The organism is Limnoraphis robusta BA-68 BA1 (assembly GCF_034932365.1).
In the GTDB taxonomy this organism is placed as follows: Bacteria; Cyanobacteriota; Cyanobacteriia; order Cyanobacteriales; family Microcoleaceae; genus Capilliphycus; species Capilliphycus robustus.
This window is the reverse complement of sequence record NZ_JAYGHR010000062.1, coordinates 160,132-178,668: the sequence shown is the minus strand read 5'-3', so window position 1 is coordinate 178,668 and position 18,537 is coordinate 160,132. Positions and strand designations below refer to the sequence as shown.

General features: G+C 42.1%; 11 protein-coding genes. 6 read left to right on the top strand and 5 right to left on the bottom strand.

Features of this window, described 5'->3' with window-relative positions:
* Positions 1–186: 186 nt before the first annotated feature.
* Positions 187–4,017, top strand: coding sequence for a PAS domain S-box protein (locus tag VB836_RS15160; protein WP_323220313.1), 3,831 nt, complete (start codon positions 187–189; stop codon positions 4,015–4,017).
* Between the two features lie 52 nt (positions 4,018–4,069).
* Here VB836_RS15160 and ribBA read toward each other — a convergent pair whose 3' ends face one another.
* The gene (gene ribBA, locus VB836_RS15155) at positions 4,070–5,809 is read right to left on the bottom strand and encodes a bifunctional 3,4-dihydroxy-2-butanone-4-phosphate synthase/GTP cyclohydrolase II (RefSeq protein ID WP_323220311.1); all 1,740 of its coding nucleotides are present in this window, start codon (positions 5,807–5,809) and stop codon (positions 4,070–4,072) included.
* A 210-nt stretch (positions 5,810–6,019) separates the two neighbouring features.
* Here ribBA and VB836_RS15150 point away from each other — a divergent pair, with 210 nt between their 5' ends.
* The 3 genes from VB836_RS15150 (at position 6,020) to VB836_RS15140 (ending at position 12,635) form a co-directional block, all read left to right on the top strand.
* Positions 6,020–10,135 carry a PAS domain S-box protein gene (locus VB836_RS15150; protein ID WP_323220310.1) on the top strand — a complete coding sequence of 1,372 codons (4,116 nt, stop codon included), beginning with the start codon at positions 6,020–6,022 and terminating at the stop codon, positions 10,133–10,135.
* Positions 10,136–10,210: 75 nt separating this feature from the next.
* Positions 10,211–11,578 carry an ATP-binding response regulator gene (locus tag VB836_RS15145; RefSeq protein ID WP_323220308.1) on the top strand — a complete coding sequence of 456 codons (1,368 nt, stop codon included), beginning with the start codon at positions 10,211–10,213 and terminating at the stop codon, positions 11,576–11,578.
* Between the two features lie 46 nt (positions 11,579–11,624).
* Positions 11,625–12,635 (top strand): diguanylate cyclase domain-containing protein, encoded by a 1,011-nt coding sequence (locus tag VB836_RS15140; RefSeq protein ID WP_323220306.1) that lies wholly within the window; start codon positions 11,625–11,627, stop codon positions 12,633–12,635.
* A gap of 96 nt (positions 12,636–12,731) precedes the next feature.
* Here the strand turns inward: VB836_RS15140 and VB836_RS15135 are convergent, their stop codons facing one another.
* The 3 genes from VB836_RS15135 to VB836_RS15125 all read right to left on the bottom strand — a co-directional run bounded on the left by VB836_RS15135 (position 12,732) and on the right by VB836_RS15125 (position 15,509).
* A complete protein-coding gene (locus tag VB836_RS15135; protein ID WP_323220304.1) occupies positions 12,732–13,619 on the bottom strand; it encodes a DUF3747 domain-containing protein in 888 nt (295 codons plus the stop codon).
* Between the two features lie 299 nt (positions 13,620–13,918).
* Positions 13,919–14,467, bottom strand: coding sequence for a VOC family protein (locus VB836_RS15130; RefSeq protein ID WP_323220302.1), 549 nt, complete (start codon positions 14,465–14,467; stop codon positions 13,919–13,921).
* A 187-nt stretch (positions 14,468–14,654) separates the two neighbouring features.
* On the bottom strand, positions 14,655–15,509 hold the full coding sequence (locus VB836_RS15125; protein WP_323220300.1) for a bifunctional 3-deoxy-7-phosphoheptulonate synthase/chorismate mutase: 855 nt from the start codon (positions 15,507–15,509) through the stop codon (positions 14,655–14,657).
* A 565-nt stretch (positions 15,510–16,074) separates the two neighbouring features.
* Between VB836_RS15125 and def the strand changes: the two genes are divergently transcribed.
* Both def and VB836_RS15115 read left to right on the top strand, forming a co-directional pair.
* Positions 16,075–16,641: a peptide deformylase gene (gene def / locus VB836_RS15120; protein ID WP_323220298.1), complete on the top strand. Its 567-nt coding sequence runs from the start codon at positions 16,075–16,077 to the stop codon at positions 16,639–16,641.
* Positions 16,642–16,884: 243 nt separating this feature from the next.
* A complete protein-coding gene (locus VB836_RS15115) occupies positions 16,885–17,088 on the top strand; it encodes a hypothetical protein (RefSeq protein WP_046282246.1) in 204 nt (67 codons plus the stop codon).
* Between the two features lie 552 nt (positions 17,089–17,640).
* Here the strand turns inward: VB836_RS15115 and VB836_RS15110 are convergent.
* A complete protein-coding gene (locus VB836_RS15110; protein WP_323220296.1) occupies positions 17,641–18,423 on the bottom strand; it encodes an MBL fold metallo-hydrolase in 783 nt (260 codons plus the stop codon).
* Positions 18,424–18,537: the final 114 nt, after the last annotated feature.

The window sequence follows — 18,537 nt, the reverse complement described above, 5'->3', positions numbered from 1 at the left end:
AGCTGATTATTTTGATAAAATCGGTTAGAAATTAGCTCGATTTCTCAGAGAGAATAACAACTCGATATCTCATCTAGCGGACAAGCCGGATGAAGATCGCAAATCTATTAATCTAAGGCATACTGGACAGAAGAAGATCTCCGACACCCGTTTTCTCATCTACTGCTCACTCCCATACGTTCAGCTATGAATTCGTCCAACTCTGCTCGCCCAGTCACCTCTCAATCTGCTGATTCTCAAGTTTCTGCACCCTGTGAAACGAATCTTGACCCAGCTCAAACTTCGGAAGCACTTCTACGGTTAAAAGATGCTGCTCTGGAAGCGGCGATGGATGGTATTGCTTTGCTGGAGAACGGTCAATATCTTTATGTGAATTCTCAACATCTGCGGATTTTTGGCTATGATCACGTACAGGAGTTGATCGGTCAATCTTGGCAAGTTCTCTATGAACCAGAGGAAGCCAACCGTTTGCAACAACAAGCCATTCCTATTTTAGAGTCTGTGGGGTATTGGCGCGGAGAAGCGATCGCGAAACGCAAAGATGGCAGCAAGTTTTTCCAAGATATTTCTCTAAGTTATACCGAAGATCAAATTTTGATCTGTGTTTGTCGCGACATTAGCGAACGCAAACAAGCAGAACTTGAACAAACTCGCCTCAAAGAACAACTGAGCCGCAGCAAGGCTATTTTACAAGCTCAACAGGAAGCTTCTTTCGAGGGGTTTTTGATGATTGATGAAAATCGCCAAGTTCTTTCTTATAACCAAAAATTTTGTCAACTTTGGGATATTCCCCAAGCTTTGATCAGACGGGGTAAAGACCCAGAATTATTAAGATATGTTTTAGATCAACTGCTTTCCCCTGAAGAATTTATCGCTAAAGTTGAGTATGTTTACCAACATCCCGAACTGATTATCAAAGACGAAGTACAGTTGAAAGATGGACGTATTTTTGAACGTTATTGTGTGCCGCTTCGCTCTCCATCAGGAGACTATTTCGGTCGGATTTGGTCGTTTCGAGATATTAGCAATACCCTTGACCACACACTAGGCAATTGCAACAGCATTGAAGATAAACTGCGAGTTTCTGAGCAACGATTGTCCCTATTAGTTCAGCAAACACCCTTAGCAGTAATTGAGTGGAATACTGAGTTTCAGGTAACAGCTTGGAATCCGGCGGCTGAACGGATTTTTGGCTACACCGCCTCCGAAGCGATCGGAAGTAATCTGGAATTTTTGGTTCCTGAATTTGAACGAAAACAGGTGAGTAAGGTCGTTGCTGATTTACTAACCCAAAAGAATGGGAGTTATAATATTAACAAAAATCTCACGAAAGACGGTCGCTTTATTACCTGTCAATGGTACAATACTCCCCTCGTTACTGCAAAAAATGAATTTGTCGGAGTCGCATCAATGGCAATTGATATTACCGAACAAAAACGGATTCAATTGGAATTAAAACGTTCTCAGGCACAACTGCAAGCTATTCTTGATCATACACCCGTTGGCATTTATGTGAAAGATTTAGAAGCTCGTTATACTCTAGTGAACCGGGCTGTTGAGCAAATTTTTCAGGTGAAACAAGCCGACTGGATCGGTAAAACAGATTTAGAAGTTATGCCCGCTAAAATTGCTGAATCTATTCTAGATAATGATTTACAGGTCATTGAGCAAGGTCAACCGATTCATCTCGAAGAAACGGTGATTTCTCAGGAAGGGGAACGTCATTTTTTAGCCGTAAAATTTCCGTTATTAAACGAGAATAATCAACCCTATGCGATCTGTGGTATTTCCACCGATATCACCGATTTTAAACGCACTGAACAAGAACTGAAAATCCAAAAAGCTTTTCTACAAAGTATTTGGGATAATATTAATTATGGAATTTTTGTTCTGGATGTTATTAATCAGGGCGAAGATTTTCGGTTGGTTCGCTTTAATCCCGCTTCCATTAAAGCTTTTAGTCAACCGCTAAAAAGTTTTATTGGTCAAACCCTCAAACAAGCTTTTCCGCCGGAAATGGCTAAAATTTTCCTCCCTCGATACCGGGAAGTTGTTCGCTCGGGTGAAAGCCTTTCTTTTGAAGAAAGATTTTCGATTGAAAATGAGCTAACCTGGTGGTTTATCACCCTTGCACCCTTGAAAGATTCTCAAGGTAAAGTTTATCAAATTATTGCGACGAGTGAAAATATTACCGAACGGAAACGTACCGAAGAAAAGCTGATAATTCAACAAAAACAGATCAAATATTTACTCAATAATATTCCTCACATGGCTTGGCTGAAAAACAAACAAGGTCAATTTATTGCGGTGAATGATCCTTTGAGTCGCCAATTTGGTTTAACTCCTGAGCAAATGATTGGTCGAGTCGATTCTGATTTTTTTGGGGAGGAATTAGCACGTAAAATCCTCAAAGATGATCAGGACGTTATGATTTCAGACAAGCCTTTGCTTTCCGAGAAAAAAATCATTTATTCTGATGGTAAAGTAAGCTGGTTAGAAATTTACAAAACCCCAATTATTAGTGATCACAATCAAGTTTTAGGGACAGTCGGAATTGCCGTTGAAATAACAGATCGCAAGCGAACAGAGCAGTACCTAAGACAGCAAGCCAGACGAGAAAAAATCCTCAACCAACTCACAACACAAATCCGTAAATCCCTAGATTTTGATACAATTTTAAAAGCGACTTTAGAAAGTGTCAAAGAGTGTTTATCTGTAGATCGTTGTAGCTTCTGTGTATATTATCCTGATGATAGTCAACCCTACTTAGAAGTCATTCAAGAATCTCATAACCCTGATTTACCGGACTTTCAAGGACAAAAATTTTCAGATGCTTTGATTTCGCCAATCACCGAACGAGCTTTAAACTCAAAAGTGACAAAAATTTTCGATGCTGATCTCGAAAAAAACAGACTGTTTAAACAAGTTTTAAAATCCACTCAAACCAAATCATTTGTGAGTATTCCCCTCCCCAAATATTCCGGTAAAATTGGCTTACTCACCTGTAGTACCCACTATGAAAAAATGCGGAATTGGAGTGATGAAGAAATCAGTTTATTAGAAGCAGTAGTCGAACAGTTAGCCATTGCACTCAAACAAGCTGAACTCTACGATCAAACTCGAACAAAAGCTCAAGAACTCGAACAAGCGATGCAAGAACTTCGCCGCACTCAAGCCCAAATGATTCAAAATGAAAAAATGTCATCTTTAGGTCAACTGGTTGCGGGTGTCGCCCATGAAATTAATAATCCAGCCAGCTTTATTTATGGTAACTTAACTCATGCTCACGATTATGCCAATGATCTATTTAGACTAATTGAACTCTATCAAACTCACTACCGTGATCCTCATCCAGAAATTATCGCAGAAATCGCTACAATTGACTTAGACTTTGTGACTGAAGACTTACCGAAACTGATTAATTCCATGCAAACGGGAGCAGAACGCATCAAGAAAATCGTGGAGTCACTGCGAACATTTTCCCGTCTGGATGAAGCGGAATTGAAAACCATTGATATTCACGAAGGAATTAACAGCACCTTGATGATTTTGGAGAGTCGTCTGCACAAAAATCTGAACCGTCCAGCCATTGAAGTGATCAAAGAATATGGTGATTTACAACCTGTAGAATGCTACGCCGGACAACTCAATCAAGTGTTTATTAATATCCTCAGCAACGCCATTGATGCTCTCGAAGAATCGCTCAAACATTTTACTGAAAACGGAGAACGCTTTGATCACCCTCACATTAAAATTCGCACAGAACTCACCCCCGATGATCAAGTGATGATCGCGATCGCCAATAACGGTTTAGGGATTTCCGAAGACATCAAAGAGCGTATTTTCGATCCCTTTTTCACCACAAAACCTGTGGGAAAAGGAACCGGAATGGGTTTATCGATCTGTTATCAGATTATCACCGAAAAACATGGCGGTTCTATCGAATGTCATTCTCAACTCGAACAAGGAACCGAGTTTGTTATTCGTATACCCTTTTCAGTTAAGCAGACGAGTTAAATTGTTCACTTAATCTCCCCATTATAACGGATGCCTTAAAATTAGCTCTCCTTTAAGAGAAAGTGTAAATGGTTTGAGGTTCAAGCTGATCGCAAACTGAGGAAGGAAATTGACTTAAAGGAAAGGTTTTTCGCTGAAGTTGTACCTTTAAACTCCCTAACGGATCAACCCCCGGAGAAACTAGAAATTCTAACTTTTTCAGTCCCGGAGACGTGATAATTTGATCGAGAATTTTGGCGATCGCTTCGACATAAGGATGATCGATTTGTTCATACCAATCAGAACTCGCAGAATCCGGTTGATCTAAACCCAAATGAAACGTCAAAGACGCCCGATGAAACAACGCCGTAGCCACAGGACGCTGTTCTTCTTGTAACAGTAAATCGTGACTTATGACTAAATCCGTCAGCTTTTCTAAACGCTCCGAACGTTCATAAAGTTGGGCGGCAGATTTCAACACAGCAGGCGTTGCAGGCGTCTCTAGATTCAATTCTTCCGCCACAGACTGCACACCGGTTTCCTGCCATTGTATCGCCACCGTGACTAAATAAGTTTGAATCAACAAATGACCCAACTTTTTCGCTTTCGTTGCCAAATAAACCGAATTATAATCCGTTGCTTCAATCAACAACGGAACCCGATCCACCACTTCAATTCCATAGCCTTTTAACCCGGCAATTTTACGAGGATTATTCGTAATCAACCGAATTTCTTTCACCCCAATATCATTTAAAATCTGCGCTCCCATGCCATAATTTCGTAAATCCGCCGGAAACCCTAAGCGTTCGTTCGCTTCTACAGTATCCAAGCCCAAATCTTGTAAAGAATAGGCTTTTAACTTATTAATCAACCCAATTCCTCGGCCTTCCTGACGCAGATAAACCACCACACCCGCCCCCGCCTGTTCGATCATTTTCAACGCACTTTGCAACTGCATCCGACAGTCACAACGCAACGATCCAAAGGCATCTCCCGTCAAACATTCCGAATGCACCCGTACCATCACAGGCATATTTTTAAACCGCATCGGATCGCCTTTAATAATCGCCACGTGTTCGGATTGATCCAGCGTATTGCGATAGGCATAAATCAAAAAATCACCAAACTGAGTTGGCAATTTGGCAACCGATTCGCGATGAATAAAGCGATCATGGAGTAGGCGATAACTAATCAGATCGGCAATGCTAATCAGTTTGAGATGGTGAATTTGAGCGTATTCAATTAACTCGGGTAAACGAGACATCGAACCATCCGGGTTTTGAATTTCACAAATCACCCCACCCGGATACAACCCCGCTAATCGAGCTAAATCAATCGCCGCTTCCGTATGGCCTGCGCGTTTCAAAACCCCCCCTTCTCGCGCCCTCAAGGGGAAAATATGGCCTGGTCGTCGCAAATCTGGGGGACGAGCCGAGGGATTGATCGCAACTTGGATAGTGCGGGCGCGATCTTCAGCAGAAATCCCGGTGCTGACCCCCATCGCCGGAGACGCATCAATACTGACGGTAAAAGCGGTTTGGTTGCTGTCGGTGTTGTTGGCGACCATCAAGGGGAGATCGAGTTGATCGAGGCGATCGCCTGTCAGGGCTAAACAAATTAAGCCTCGCGCATGAACCGCCATGAAGTTAATCATATCGGGTGTTGCAAACTGAGCCGCACCAATAAGATCACCTTCATTTTCCCGATTTTCATCATCGACGACCACAATACAACGTCCGGCTTTCAGGTCAGCCAGGGCGTCTGCGATGGAGTCAAACTGAAACGGTTGAGTTGGATTGTTTGGAGAAGACACAGACTCGTTCACACCTTTTCGGCTATCAATTAAAGTTTATTTTGATTGTAGCGGTTTCACCCAATTCAGGCATTGATCCGCTAACAATTGTTCCTGAGATGGCTTACGATTAAATTGTGTAAATTGTTTTAAATATTCCCCCATACACCCGATACGATTGGTCAAAATTAAGCTTAAATTAATTCTTCTGTCTCCCCTGCCATCCCAGCTATGCCTGTTAATCCCCTACGCCGTCTGTTGAGTCGAAAGCTGAGAATGCCCTTACAACTGATTTTGATCGTACCCTTTGCGATTGAGATTGTTGCGGTCGTCGGGCTAACGGGGTATTTGGCTTATCGCAACGGTCAAAAAGCAGTGCAGGACTTAGCCAGTCAGTTGATGGATGAACTCGGCGATCACGTTAACGAACGACTCGACAACTATCTCGAAGAACCGCTACTGATTACCCAGATTAATACAGATGCGGCTCGGGTGGGACAACTGGCGTTGAAAAATTTGTCGGTGATTGAAAATCGCTTTATGTTGCAAATGCAACGATTTCAGTCCGTCCAAGAAATCTATCTGGGTACTTCTGACGGAGACTACCTCGGCGTTTATCGCACTCCTGAGACTTCCCTCGCCAGTTTCGCCTCACAGGCTTACTATCAACGTTTATTAAAGCAGCGCGATCCCTTACTCGATCCTATTTCTCCCCTCAAACCCCTGGATGATTTTGATCCTCGGACTCGACCTTGGTACAATGCGGCGATCAAAAGCGGAAAAGCCACTTGGAGTCCGATTTACCCTTTTGTACGGGGAGAGTTTGGGCTAACGGCGGCTCAACCGTTTTATGATAGCGCTGGGAATCTACAAGGGGTGATGGCGGTTGATGTCATTTTAACGGTGTTAAGTGATTTTCTGCGCCGCCTCAAATTGACTCCTTCCGGCGAAACTTTTATTCTAGAACGTTCCGGGGAACTGGTTGCGACTTCTACCTACGAACCTCTTGATCAGATTAACCCCGACAGTGATCAATGGTTAAGAATTTCAGGCGTAGAAAGTCAAGATCCTCTGACTCGAGCGACCATTAACAATTTGATTCAATCTGTCGGATCTCTAGACCAAATTAGCCAAGCCCAGCAGTTAGATTTTAAAATAGACAATCAACGGCATTTTCTGGCGGTTACGCCCTATTCTGATGGTTATGGATTGGATTGGTTGATTGTGGTGGTGGTTCCTGAAGCGGATTTTATGGAACAAATTAATGCCAACCGTCGCACCACAATTATAGTATGTTTAGCCGCTTTAATATTAGCAATTGGGTTGGGTTGGTTTACTTCTCGTTGGATTGCTCGGCAAATTTTACAACTGGCTCGGGCGAGTCAAGCGATCGCTTTTGGACAACTAGATCAAACCGTTCATACCGCTCGTGTGAGTGAATTAGAGGTATTGGCTGAGTCGTTTAATCAAATGGCGCGTCAGTTAAAAACGGCTTTTGAAGAGTTAGAAATTCGCGTCGAAGACCGGACGATCCAACTCAAAGATGTCAACCAACTGTTACGAGAAGAAATTTGGGAACGCAAACAGATAGAAAGAGCATTACGACTTTCGGAGAATAAATTTTATAAAGCCTTTCAGAGTAACCCCAATCCCAGTATCATCACGCGGTTATTAGATGGTTATATTATAGAATTTAATGAAAGTGCGCTTAATTTTTTTGGTTATCACCCCTCGGAGGTGAGGGATAAAAATACACTCAATTTGCAGATATGGGCGCATTCGGAAGATCGCGATCGCATCTTTGAAATCCTCGATCAACAAGGAATTGTTCGCAGTGTTGAATGTGATTTTCGCCGAAAATCAGGAGAGATTAGAATTGGGTTATACTCAGCCGAACTGATTAATTTAAACGGACAAACTTGTGTATTAAGTATACTCAATGATATCACCGAACGGAAACAAACTGAACTGGCTTTGCAAAATCGCTCCAACATTGACCATTCAATTAGTCGGATTTTTCAGCAGTTTGTGGACCAAGATGTGAATACGGCGATTAATTTTGCTCTCGCTGAAATTGGCAAGCTAACCGATAGCGATCGCTGTTATGTGGTTCAATATTCTGATCAAGAACGACAGTTTATTAAAATGACCCATGAGTGGTGTAATGAAAATATTCCCTCGGTGATGCACAAAGTACAAGGAATGTCTATTAAACCTCTGGGTTGGAGTTATCAACAGCTTCAAAATAATAATATTCTGCACATTCCCAATATAGAAGATTTACCCGAAGAAGCCAGTAATGAAAAACGCAACTGGAAACATGAAGGAACTCAATCTTTTCTCGCCGTTCCGATGATGAGTGCCGGAGAAATTGTCGGTTCCGTTGGTTGCAGTAGGGTTCGTTATCAGAAAGTTTGGAGTCCCGAAGAAATCAAGTTAATTCAACGAGTGGGAGAGATTATTCCGATAGGTTTAGAACGCGATCGCGCCGAACAAGGACTCAAAGAAAGTCAAGAACGATTAGCAGGAATTTTAGATAATGCAGAAGATGCGATTATTTCGGTAGATGAAACTCAAAAGATTTTACTGTTTAATCACGGGGCTGAAAAGATTTTTGGCTATTCTGCGGCTGAAGCCATTGGTGAATCTTTAGAAATGCTTCTGCCGATGAAATCCAGAAAATTTCATCATCAATATGTCGGTGATTTCTCGAGTTTAGAATGCCAATCTCGTAAAATGGGCGAACGATCTCGAGAAGTTTATGGTCGCCGAAAAAATGGTGAAGAATTTCCGGCTGAAGCTTCGATTTCTAAGTTAAAAATTCGCGATGGTTGGATTTTTACCGCGATTTTAAAAGATATTACCCAGCGCAAACAAGCGGAAATGGTGTTAGAACAAGCCAAAGATGCGGCGGAAGCGGCGAACCGCGCTAAAAGTGAATTTCTCGCAAATATGAGCCACGAACTCCGAACCCCTTTAAACGCGATTCTAGGTTTTTCTCAATTGATGAATCGCGATCTCTCTCTCACCCCCGAACAACAAAATAATCTGAATATTATTAATAGTAGTGGGGAACATTTACTGACTTTAATTAACAATATTTTAGACTTATCCAAAATCGAAGCCGGGCGAATGATATTAAATGAAAGCAGTTTCGATCTGCATCATTTACTCGAGACTTTAGAGAAAATGCTACATTTAAAGGTGGCAACAAAAGGTTTATCTCTGAAATTTCAGCGAGATGCAAATGTTCCTAAATTTGTCAAAACCGATGACAGTAAACTGCGTCAAGTTTTGATTAATTTACTGGTCAATGCGATCAAATATACTGAAAAAGGCGGCGTAACTTTAAAAGTTAAACAACAAACTTCTGAAGCGGAATATTCACAAGATACTGTTAATCTTGTCTTCGAGGTAACAGATAGCGGAAGCGGAATCGCACCCGATGAAATTCATAGCATTTTTGATGCGTTTATCCAAACCGAAACCGGACGAAAATCTCAACAAGGAACTGGTTTAGGATTACCCATTAGCCGTAAATTTGTACAGATGATGGGCGGAGATATTACCGTTAAAAGTGATTTAGGGGTCGGAACAACCTTTCGATTTAATATTCGAGTCACTCCCACAGAAACCTGTGATATTCAAGCACACAAAAATCTACAAACCGCCATCGGATTAGAACCCGATCAACCCGAGTATCGCATCTTAGTTGTCGATGATCAATGGCAAAATCGTCAACTGCTATCGCGGCTGTTAATCTCAGTCGGTTTTCAAGTTCAAGAAGCAGAAAACGGTCAAGAAGCAGTAGAGATTTGGAACAGTTGGCGACCGCATTTTATTTGGATGGATATGCGAATGCCGATTCTCGATGGATATGAAGCGACTCAACAAATTCGCGCTTCTTCTGAGGGAGATCAAGTTGTGATTGTTGCTTTAACAGCGAGTGCATTTGAACAAGATCGCGGCGCCGTTTTAGAGGCGGGATGTAATGATTTTGTCGGGAAGCCATTTCGAGAAGAAATTATTTTTGAGAAGATTGCTCATTATTTGGGGGTGCGGTATATTTATCGACCAAAAACATCAGCAATGAATTTTAATCGGTGTTTGAATTCCGATGAAATCGAAGAAAAAATCGAGCCAATACACCTGAAGATGATGTCAGCAGAATGGCGATCGCAAATGCAGCAAGCCGCTTTGGTGGGTCGAGATCGACAAATGTTGGATCTAATTCAAGCTATTCCTGAAAGTCATGCTTCTGTCGCCAAAGCCTTAACCCAGATGGTAGAAAACTTTGAATTTGACCGCATTGTAGAGTTGATGACTCCCCAGACCGATCAAGAATAATCCTCAAAAAATCGGTTCAAAATCAGATAAAATAGCAACAAACATGAGTGTACGTTATTGAGATACCTATCCCCATTGACCGCCAAAATTGACGGATGGGGTGAATTCTTACCACAACTGCAAATTCCAAATCCGATGACTCACAATCCCGTTCGGGACTACAAAGCTGATATCCTGATTGTTGATGATACCCCGAACAACCTGCGCGTTTTATCTTCAATATTGCAAGAGCAGGGGTATGAAATTCGCAAAGCCATCAATGGCAAGATGGCGATCCGTTCAGTGCAAACTGACCCGCCGGACTTGGTACTGCTCGATATTAAAATGCCTGATATGGATGGCTATCAGGTTTGTTCTCAGCTTAAATCAATGGAAGCCTCTCGCGATATTCCGGTGATTTTCTTGAGCGCTTTGGATGATGTTTTTAATAAGGTTTTGGCTTTTCAAGTCGGTGGCGTTGATTATATTACCAAGCCTTTCCAAGTCGAAGAAGTGCTGGTGCGAGTGAAAACTCATCTCACGTTGCGGCGACTCACCAAAGACCTAGAATTGCGAGTACAAGAACGAACAACAGAATTGACACACACGCTCAATGAGTTACAACAAACTCAGGTTCAACTGGAAGATTCCCTGCGAGAATTGATTCAGGCTCGAGATATCGCCGAAAGAGCTAGTCGGGTTAAAAGTCAATTTCTAGCGATGATGAGTCACGAACTTCGTACTCCTCTGAATGCGATTATTGGCTACAGTCAATTGCTAGAAATGGAAGCTCAAGATCAACAGTTAGAAGATTTGATTCCTGATCTTCAACAAATTAACCACGCTGGACAGGATTTACTGGCTATTTTTAGTAATATTTTGGAAATGTGTCAACTCGAGACGGGTAAACAACGAGTTTATCCCCATGAATTTCAGGTGAAAGAACTGGTCGATGAAGCGCTTACTCAAGTACAACCTCTAGCCGATCAAAATGATAATACTTTAACGGTTGACTATATTAATGATCCGGGTTCTATGAATACGGATAGCCGCAGAATTCGTCAATGTATCTTGCAACTCCTGAGTAATGGTTGTAAATTTACCCACAATGGTAGCATTACCTTGAGTCTAGAACGGATTACTAGAGAACAGTTACCTATGAGAGTTTCTGAAGAAAATAAAGTCGATTTTACTCCGGGTTTAGGGGATGTGTTATTGGTAAAATGTAGTGATACGGGAATTGGGATTAAACCTGATCAATTAGCCAGAATTTTTGAACCCTTTACCCAAGAAGATGAGTCAACTACTCGCAAGTATGGCGGTGCAGGACTCGGTTTAGCGATCGCAAAAAAACTCTGTCAATTAATGGGAGGAGATCTAAGTGTTGAAAGCGTTTTCGGTGAAGGATCAACTTTTACCCTGTGGGTACCGACTCAACTCCCGACGTTTGCATCCAGGGTTTAATCATCACAATTATAGATCCCAACTTTTAAGAGGATTAGATTAACAAATGAGCAGTGAAAATCAAACAGAACATCGTAAAGTTAGTATTCTTATTGTGGATGATACCCCCAATAATTTGCGGTTTTTGTCGAGTATGCTATTAGAACAAGGCTATGAAGTTCGCAAAGCCATTAACGGACAAATGGCGTTAAGATCAGCCCAAGCTGAACCGCCCAATTTGATTTTACTCGATGTTAGAATGCCTGATATGAGTGGATATGAAGTTTGTCATGCCCTGAAAGCAGAAGCGAAAACTCGCGATATTCCCGTGATTTTTTTAAGCGCTCTCAATGATGAAAAAGATAAGGTGATTGCCTTTGAAATGGGTGCAGTAGACTATGTGACAAAACCCTTTCAGTTTCAAGAAGTTTTATCCCGAGTTAAAACTCATTTAACGATCCGACATCAACAAAAGCTGTTAACCGAGCATAAAAATCTCTTAGAGCAAGAAATTCGCGCTCGTATAGAAACAGAGTTAGCCCTCACAAAAGCCAACCAAGAACTTCACCGCCTCGCTACTATTGATAGTATTACTCATGTCGCAAACCGCCGCCGTTTTGATGAATATCTCAATGAACAGTGGCAAAAATTAGCCTTAGAAAAAGAGCCAATTTCTCTAATTTTATGTGAAATCGATGAATTTAATGCCTATATTGCAATGAATGGTGATCCATCAGGCGATGAATGTTTAAGAACCGTCGCTTGGGCAATTTCTCGCCCCATTAAACCTGCCAAAAATTTAATCGCTCGGTATAGTGATGCAAAATTTGGCTTGATTTTTCCTCAAGCAACTGTCGCTGAAGCTTTTAGAATTGCTGAACAAATTCGCACAGAAGTTGCTCAGTTAAAACTACATCATCCTTCAGCTAAAGAGAGTCCCTATGTTACCCTAAGTTTAGGCGTCAGCAGTACCATTCCGAGTAGCAAATCTCAACCTAAAACCTTGATTGAAACCGCAGATCGAGGACTCCATGAAGCCATCAAACAAGGCTGTAACCGCACCGTGATTCATCAGTAATAGAAACTTTGTTTATTTTGTAGAGCGTTACCCGAATGAGTTGAAGAAGGTAGAGACATATGCTGATACATTTCTACCATCTCCCTTAATTAAAGCTTATCGGCTTCTGTTGGAATTTCCGGTTAAAATTCCCTTGAAAAGTCGGCCGAAAATTCCGTTAGAAGTTCTGTTGGAACTGCTGTTATCTGTTTTGTTAGCATTGCTGTTATCTGTTTTGTTAGCAGTGCTGTTGTCTGTTTTGTTAGCAGTGCTGTTGTCTGTTTTGTTAGCAGTGCTGTTATCTGTTTTGTTAGCAGTGCTGTTGTCTGTTTTGTTAGAAGTTCGGTTGTAAATTCTATTAGAAGTGCTATTGTCTGTTTTGCTAGAAGTGCTGTTGTCAGTGCTGTTAGAACTTCCGTTGTTGGTTGGACTGGGATTAATACTTTGTGAATAAGCACTCGCCGAGATATCATTGGTGAAGTAAATATGACCTAAAGTTTTATCTTGATAAGTGCGTTTTGTAAACCGCCAACCCGGTTCTAACAGAATTTTGGTAAAGCCATTAGAAAGACCATAGGTTCGACCAATCACAATCGGTGCTTCTTGAGGATTTGCGCGAGACGTTGCCACTAATAATATCTCATTTCCAGTTCCTCGAACACTCAGCGTATGAGAGAGGGCTAAATCTTGTTCTCCCATGCGAACAGAATAGCCATTACTATCAGTTGCTCGTCCGCAAATTCCGGTAAAATCAAAATTGAGCAATAACGGATCAACTTGAATCGGATTATTTCCGCTTTCACTCCAACAAGGAGTCGTATTAGAAACCTGTTCAACAATCACTAAAGAATATCCATAAGCACGGGGAACTGCGATCGCAATAAATCGTTCTTGTTGGACTTCTTGCTTACCAAATTCAACCGCAATTGCTTCTGAGGCGACATTCAAAGTGGATAAAACTGTCATCGCGAGGGCTGCAAAGGTTCGTTTTAATGCACGTTTCATAGCTCGTAAAACCTCAATAAATGTATTCAAAGACCTACTCTATTTACCCGTCAGTAAATAGCAACAAGTTAACCTGGGTGATAGACCAACTTAGATTAGATGACTTGTGAATTGACTCAATCGCTGAATAACTTGCTTCTTCGGATTCAACCCAAGACTATCAGAAGATTTTTGATTTTTAACTATAGATAGAATCCTGGAAAGAAAAAAACTGTCAAATTTGTAACAACTTGAAGATCAGTTTCATTAAGCAAGTCTTTAAACTTTGCATAAATGTTCCGGAACCTCCAAGATTTTTTTCAGGTCATTGAGTTTGTAGCCGTTGCAGGTTGATGTTGCAGATCCCGGTTTGGATCGCCTAATTCCCTTGTTTTTGCGGCAAATTCTAGCAAAATTCCATCGGGGTCAAAGAAATAAAATGAGGATATAAAAGTCGTTTCATCTGGTTGTTCTACATAACCCGAAGGAACATCTGCATGATGCAAAATAGGAGTGGTAAAAATGCCTAATTCCCTGAATTTTTCGTGATAGTCTTGTAACTGTTCTAAAGGAACATTAAAAGCAACATGATTCATTGAACCATGAGCCGTGACAATATCCCCTTTTTTTAAACGTTCTGGATCAACCGACGCTATTCCGGGCGCCGATGCAGGTGCATTAGGAAACCAGAAAAACGCTAAAGCATCTCCATTTCCCACATCGAAAAAAAAGTGTTGTCCGCCATCGGGTAAAGCTATGGTTTTGATCAATTTCAATCCTAAAATATTCGTATAGAAATCAACCGTGCGAGCCATATCCCGACAAACCAGGGCTAAATGATTGATTCCTTGGAATTTAAACTGATTCATTAGCCAGCCTCAATTGAGTTTGAGGGAAAATTGATATTCAAACCGAGTTGTGTCCTATTTTTTGCGATCGCCTTGAAATTGTCAATCCTTTCTCAGAAAAAAATAAACGGAGAAACCCGCTTCCTCCTTGCTTTTGCTGAGAAACCGGGTATTTGCAGAATTTTCAGTTTAAAATTGTTTACCAAGTTTACGCACAAATCATAGCTTCCGACGCCACCTCAATCACTTTCCGCCCCACAGATGCCGCTACCGGACGCAAATTTGCCACTAACTGAAGCATCTCCTCTAACGACAACGCCTGACGCGCATCAGACACCGATTTCTCCGGCTCAGGATGACACTCTACCATAATCCCATCCGCCCCACAAGCCACCGCAGCCCGTGCCAGGGGTTCAACTAATTCTCGTTTTCCGGCCGCATGAGACGGATCAACGATAATGGGAAGATGGGTTAACTGTTTGAGTCCGACAACCGCCCCCAAGTCGAGAACATTGCGGGTGAAACTATCGAAACTGCGAATTCCTCGCTCACAGAGAATCACATCGGGGTTGCCATGTGCCAAAATATATTCGGCTGCCATGATGAATTCTTCTAGTGTCGCCGCCAGTCCCCGCTTCAAAATTACAGGTTTTCCCGCTTGTCCGACAGCTTTGAGTAACTCGAAATTCTGCATATTTCGGCTACCAATTTGTAACACATCCGCATAAGCAACAACCGATTCTATTTGAGGAATAGACATCACTTCTGTTACAACAGGAACGTTATAACGCTCACTCACCCCCCTTAAAATTTTTAATCCTTCCAAGCCAAGACCCTGGAAGGAATAAGGAGAAGTACGGGGTTTGTAGACGCCGCCTCGTAACAGTTGAACGGGGGCTTTTGCTAAATGTTCCGCCACTTGTTCCATTTGTTCGAGACTTTCAACAGTACAAGGGCCACCAATAATTAACAACTCTTCACCGCCAACGGTTGTCTGTTCGTTAATTTTAATCTGGGTTTGGTGTTCGGGATGGGTTTTGGTTGCTAGTTTAGCTTCTGACATGGTGAATTTCTCCTTAAGTTTGTTGTGAATGAGTCAAAAAAAAACCCGGAACTTTCAGGTGTTCCGGGTGAGGTAAAAGAACCAGCATGAGAACTTACCCGGAATGTGTTCGGGGCCAAAAATAAAAGCCATAAAAGCAGGTGTAAAGTAAAGTCATTGCTGTTCGGTAATATTGGGAAACTTGTTCTGAGCAATTAAAAAGCCGCAGGTCTTAGTTCTGCGGCTCACCTTGAGTATCCATGAAAGACTGGACTCACTCTCGGTGAACCGGGGTAAACCAATAATAAAAATAGCGATTTGCTGAAAACATAAACTTGCTGGCTCTTTTTGTTGAGTTCAATCCTATCTACTTACGAAGCTAGCACAACAAAGGAATAAAGTCAAGTTTTTTCCCAAAAACCGGGTTTTTATTCGTACTCCCTCCCGACTCCGAGGCGGGTTTATATCAGTTGTTTGTGGGAGACAGAGATTTTTGAAGAACCCGCCCCTACGGTGACGGGTGACTGTCTAAAAGATCCTTTAAGATGGGAGTAGAACGGTAATTATGCAAGCGAGTGACGAATCCATGACTTCTCAAGTAATTGTTAAAAAGCAAAAGTTAGACAATCCCCCCTTTAAAATTCATTATCTCGGCGATCGGGTTCTGCGTCAGTCGGCGAAACGGATCTCTCGCGTGGATGACGACACTCGCAGATTGATCCGAAAAATGCTACAAACGATGTATAGTGCCGATGGGATTGGTTTAGCGGCGCCGCAAGTCGGAATTCAAAAACAACTGATTGTAATTGACTGCGAACCGGATAACGCTGCAACTCCGCCTTTAGTTTTGATTAACCCAACGATTAAAAAGTTGAGTAAAGAAATCTCTCCCTTTCAAGAAGGATGTTTAAGTATTCCAGGGGTTTATATGGATGTGACTCGCCCTGAAGTGATTGAAGTGTCGTTTAAAGATGAAAGCGGACGTCCCCGCACCATTCGCGCCACTGAACTATTATCCCGCGCCATTCAACATGAAATGGATCACCTAGAAGGGGTTTTATTTGTAGATCGTGTAGAAAATCAATTCGCCCTCACCCAAGAGTTAACTAAACATAAGTTTTCCCCGAAAGCCGTTAACCATATTCAGTCTTAATATCATCTCCGATAATCGATCACGATTATGTAGGGGCGGGTTCTAAACCATCTCTGACACCTATTACTAAATTTTTAAAACCCGCCCCGCCCCCACCAACACCCATTAATCAACCGGACATGGTAGAATTTTTGCTCGTGCTGTTGGCTGATGGGAAAATTGCCAATTCCTCGACCTCTAGCTTTTGAGCCGGGTAAATATTACTATAGTTAAGAAATTTTAACAAGTTTGGAAAAAGCGAATATGGTTGGAACGCCAAAGAGTGCTTTATTTTTAGGGGGTTCGTGTATTGCTGCGATCGCCGCAGTCGGTTCGATTTTTGAACTCTCATCAGGACAACCTGAACTGGGCGCAACAGTAACAACAGTTATTTTACTCCTTAGTGTTCCCTTGGGGGGATTGTTATTTTGGGCTGCTGTTCGGGATGCTCAAGCCAACCAAGAATAGTTTTTACCTCACCCTACCCTCTCTATCCCCCCTGCCCCCCGATGATCGGGGGGTTAGGAGAGGGAAAAGACAAAAGTTTTGTAGGGGCGGGTTCTGCTGAGATTTCTGTCTAAGAGGAAAAATTTAGATAAACCCGCCCTTCCCCATAACTATTTATTGGTGATATCACATCAAATTAATTAATGTTCATCATGTAGGGGCGGGTTCTGCAAAAATTGATGTCTGGCGATCAATAATACATATAAACCCGCCTTAACTCCTCAATATTCTCCCCTCGCCTCACCCCCCTTTTTAAGGGCAGGGCCGTTTCATTCTAAAATTTTGCGATCGCTAAACCTTTGATGGGGGGCAAGTTTTAGGCTCTATTTAAACAGAAAATCTCAAAACTGTTGAAATAATCCTCCTTTTCTTTACAGAGAAAGGCTTTTAAGATTTGGCGATCGCATTTTTGAACCGAGAATGAAACAGCCCTGCCTTTTTAAGGGGGGATCAAGGGGGGATTAAGGGGGGATTAAGGAGGGATAGAGAGGGGTTGGGGGAGAGGTCAATTCTCTAGGCGATCGCTGCGGGTTTTCTTTCTAACGGCACCTCAAACCGTTCTCCAGGAGTTGGGTTGAGAACACGAGTAGAGAGGTTATGACGCGCCAATAATGAACGAAAATCCTCTAACGTTCCTACTGCTTTCAACAGAGAAACCAACAACCCCTCATAGGTGACATCTCCCTCTGCGGCTGTTGGTAACATCACCTGTGGTTTCACCCATTCGGCAATTTGTAACGCGCTTTTTGTTCCTTTAATAATCGGCCCAATTAACGGTAAAGCCAGGTCAATTATCGGCGTAATGACTACATCAATGGGTGTTTCTTGTTGCAGAGATTTATCATGGTAGCCGTGCGGTTCATAATAGACTTTGAAATTTGTTTCTAACTCTCGAAATAAATAGCCATTTTCAACGGTTGTCGGCCCAATTGGAGAACCGGGAACGGCTTTAATTTCAACTAGGTTATCCAACGAATAAGTTGAACCCTGTTCTAAAGCTCTGACTTGAGTATATCCCAATTCTTGAGCAACTTTAGCAGCGCTGGGTGAACCGACAACGGGAATTTTTTTATCCAGTATTTTCAAGGTTGGGGGATGGGCATGATCTTCCAATCCCTGCGATAATACGATTAGGTCAATATTGGGCGGTACAGGGCGAGGGGTGCGTTTTTCTCCTTTGAACAGCCAAGCCTGATTTCCAAAGACTAAGGGGCCTACTAGCCAAGGATCAATGAGGATTCGTTTGTTGGCGATCTCTAGTAGCCAAGAGTTACTATCAAACCAAGTCAGATACATCGGGTTTTGTTATATAAAGACATTCTCTCTATATTGTAATTAATGTTGACATTCTTGGTTAAACGGATGGCAAAGATCTGATAATAGGAAGTTTTGCGGGTTATGAGGAATACC

What these genes read in the sequence shown, in the direction of transcription:
- VB836_RS15160 (WP_323220313.1), top strand. Translation starts at nt 187, where the DNA reads ATGAATTCGTCCAACTCTGCTCGCCCAGTCACCTCTCAATCTGCTGAT.
- VB836_RS15150 (WP_323220310.1), top strand. Translation starts at nt 6,020, where the DNA reads ATGCCTGTTAATCCCCTACGCCGTCTGTTGAGTCGAAAGCTGAGAATG.
- VB836_RS15140 (WP_323220306.1), top strand. Translation starts at nt 11,625, where the DNA reads ATGAGCAGTGAAAATCAAACAGAACATCGTAAAGTTAGTATTCTTATT.
- VB836_RS15135 (WP_323220304.1), bottom strand. Translation starts at nt 13,619, where the DNA reads ATGAAACGTGCATTAAAACGAACCTTTGCAGCCCTCGCGATGACAGTT.
- VB836_RS15130 (WP_323220302.1), bottom strand. Translation starts at nt 14,467, where the DNA reads ATGAATCAGTTTAAATTCCAAGGAATCAATCATTTAGCCCTGGTTTGT.
- VB836_RS15125 (WP_323220300.1), bottom strand. Translation starts at nt 15,509, where the DNA reads ATGTCAGAAGCTAAACTAGCAACCAAAACCCATCCCGAACACCAAACC.
- def (WP_323220298.1), top strand. Translation starts at nt 16,075, where the DNA reads ATGACTTCTCAAGTAATTGTTAAAAAGCAAAAGTTAGACAATCCCCCC.
- VB836_RS15115 (WP_046282246.1), top strand. Translation starts at nt 16,885, where the DNA reads ATGGTTGGAACGCCAAAGAGTGCTTTATTTTTAGGGGGTTCGTGTATT.
- VB836_RS15110 (WP_323220296.1), bottom strand. Translation starts at nt 18,423, where the DNA reads ATGTATCTGACTTGGTTTGATAGTAACTCTTGGCTACTAGAGATCGCC.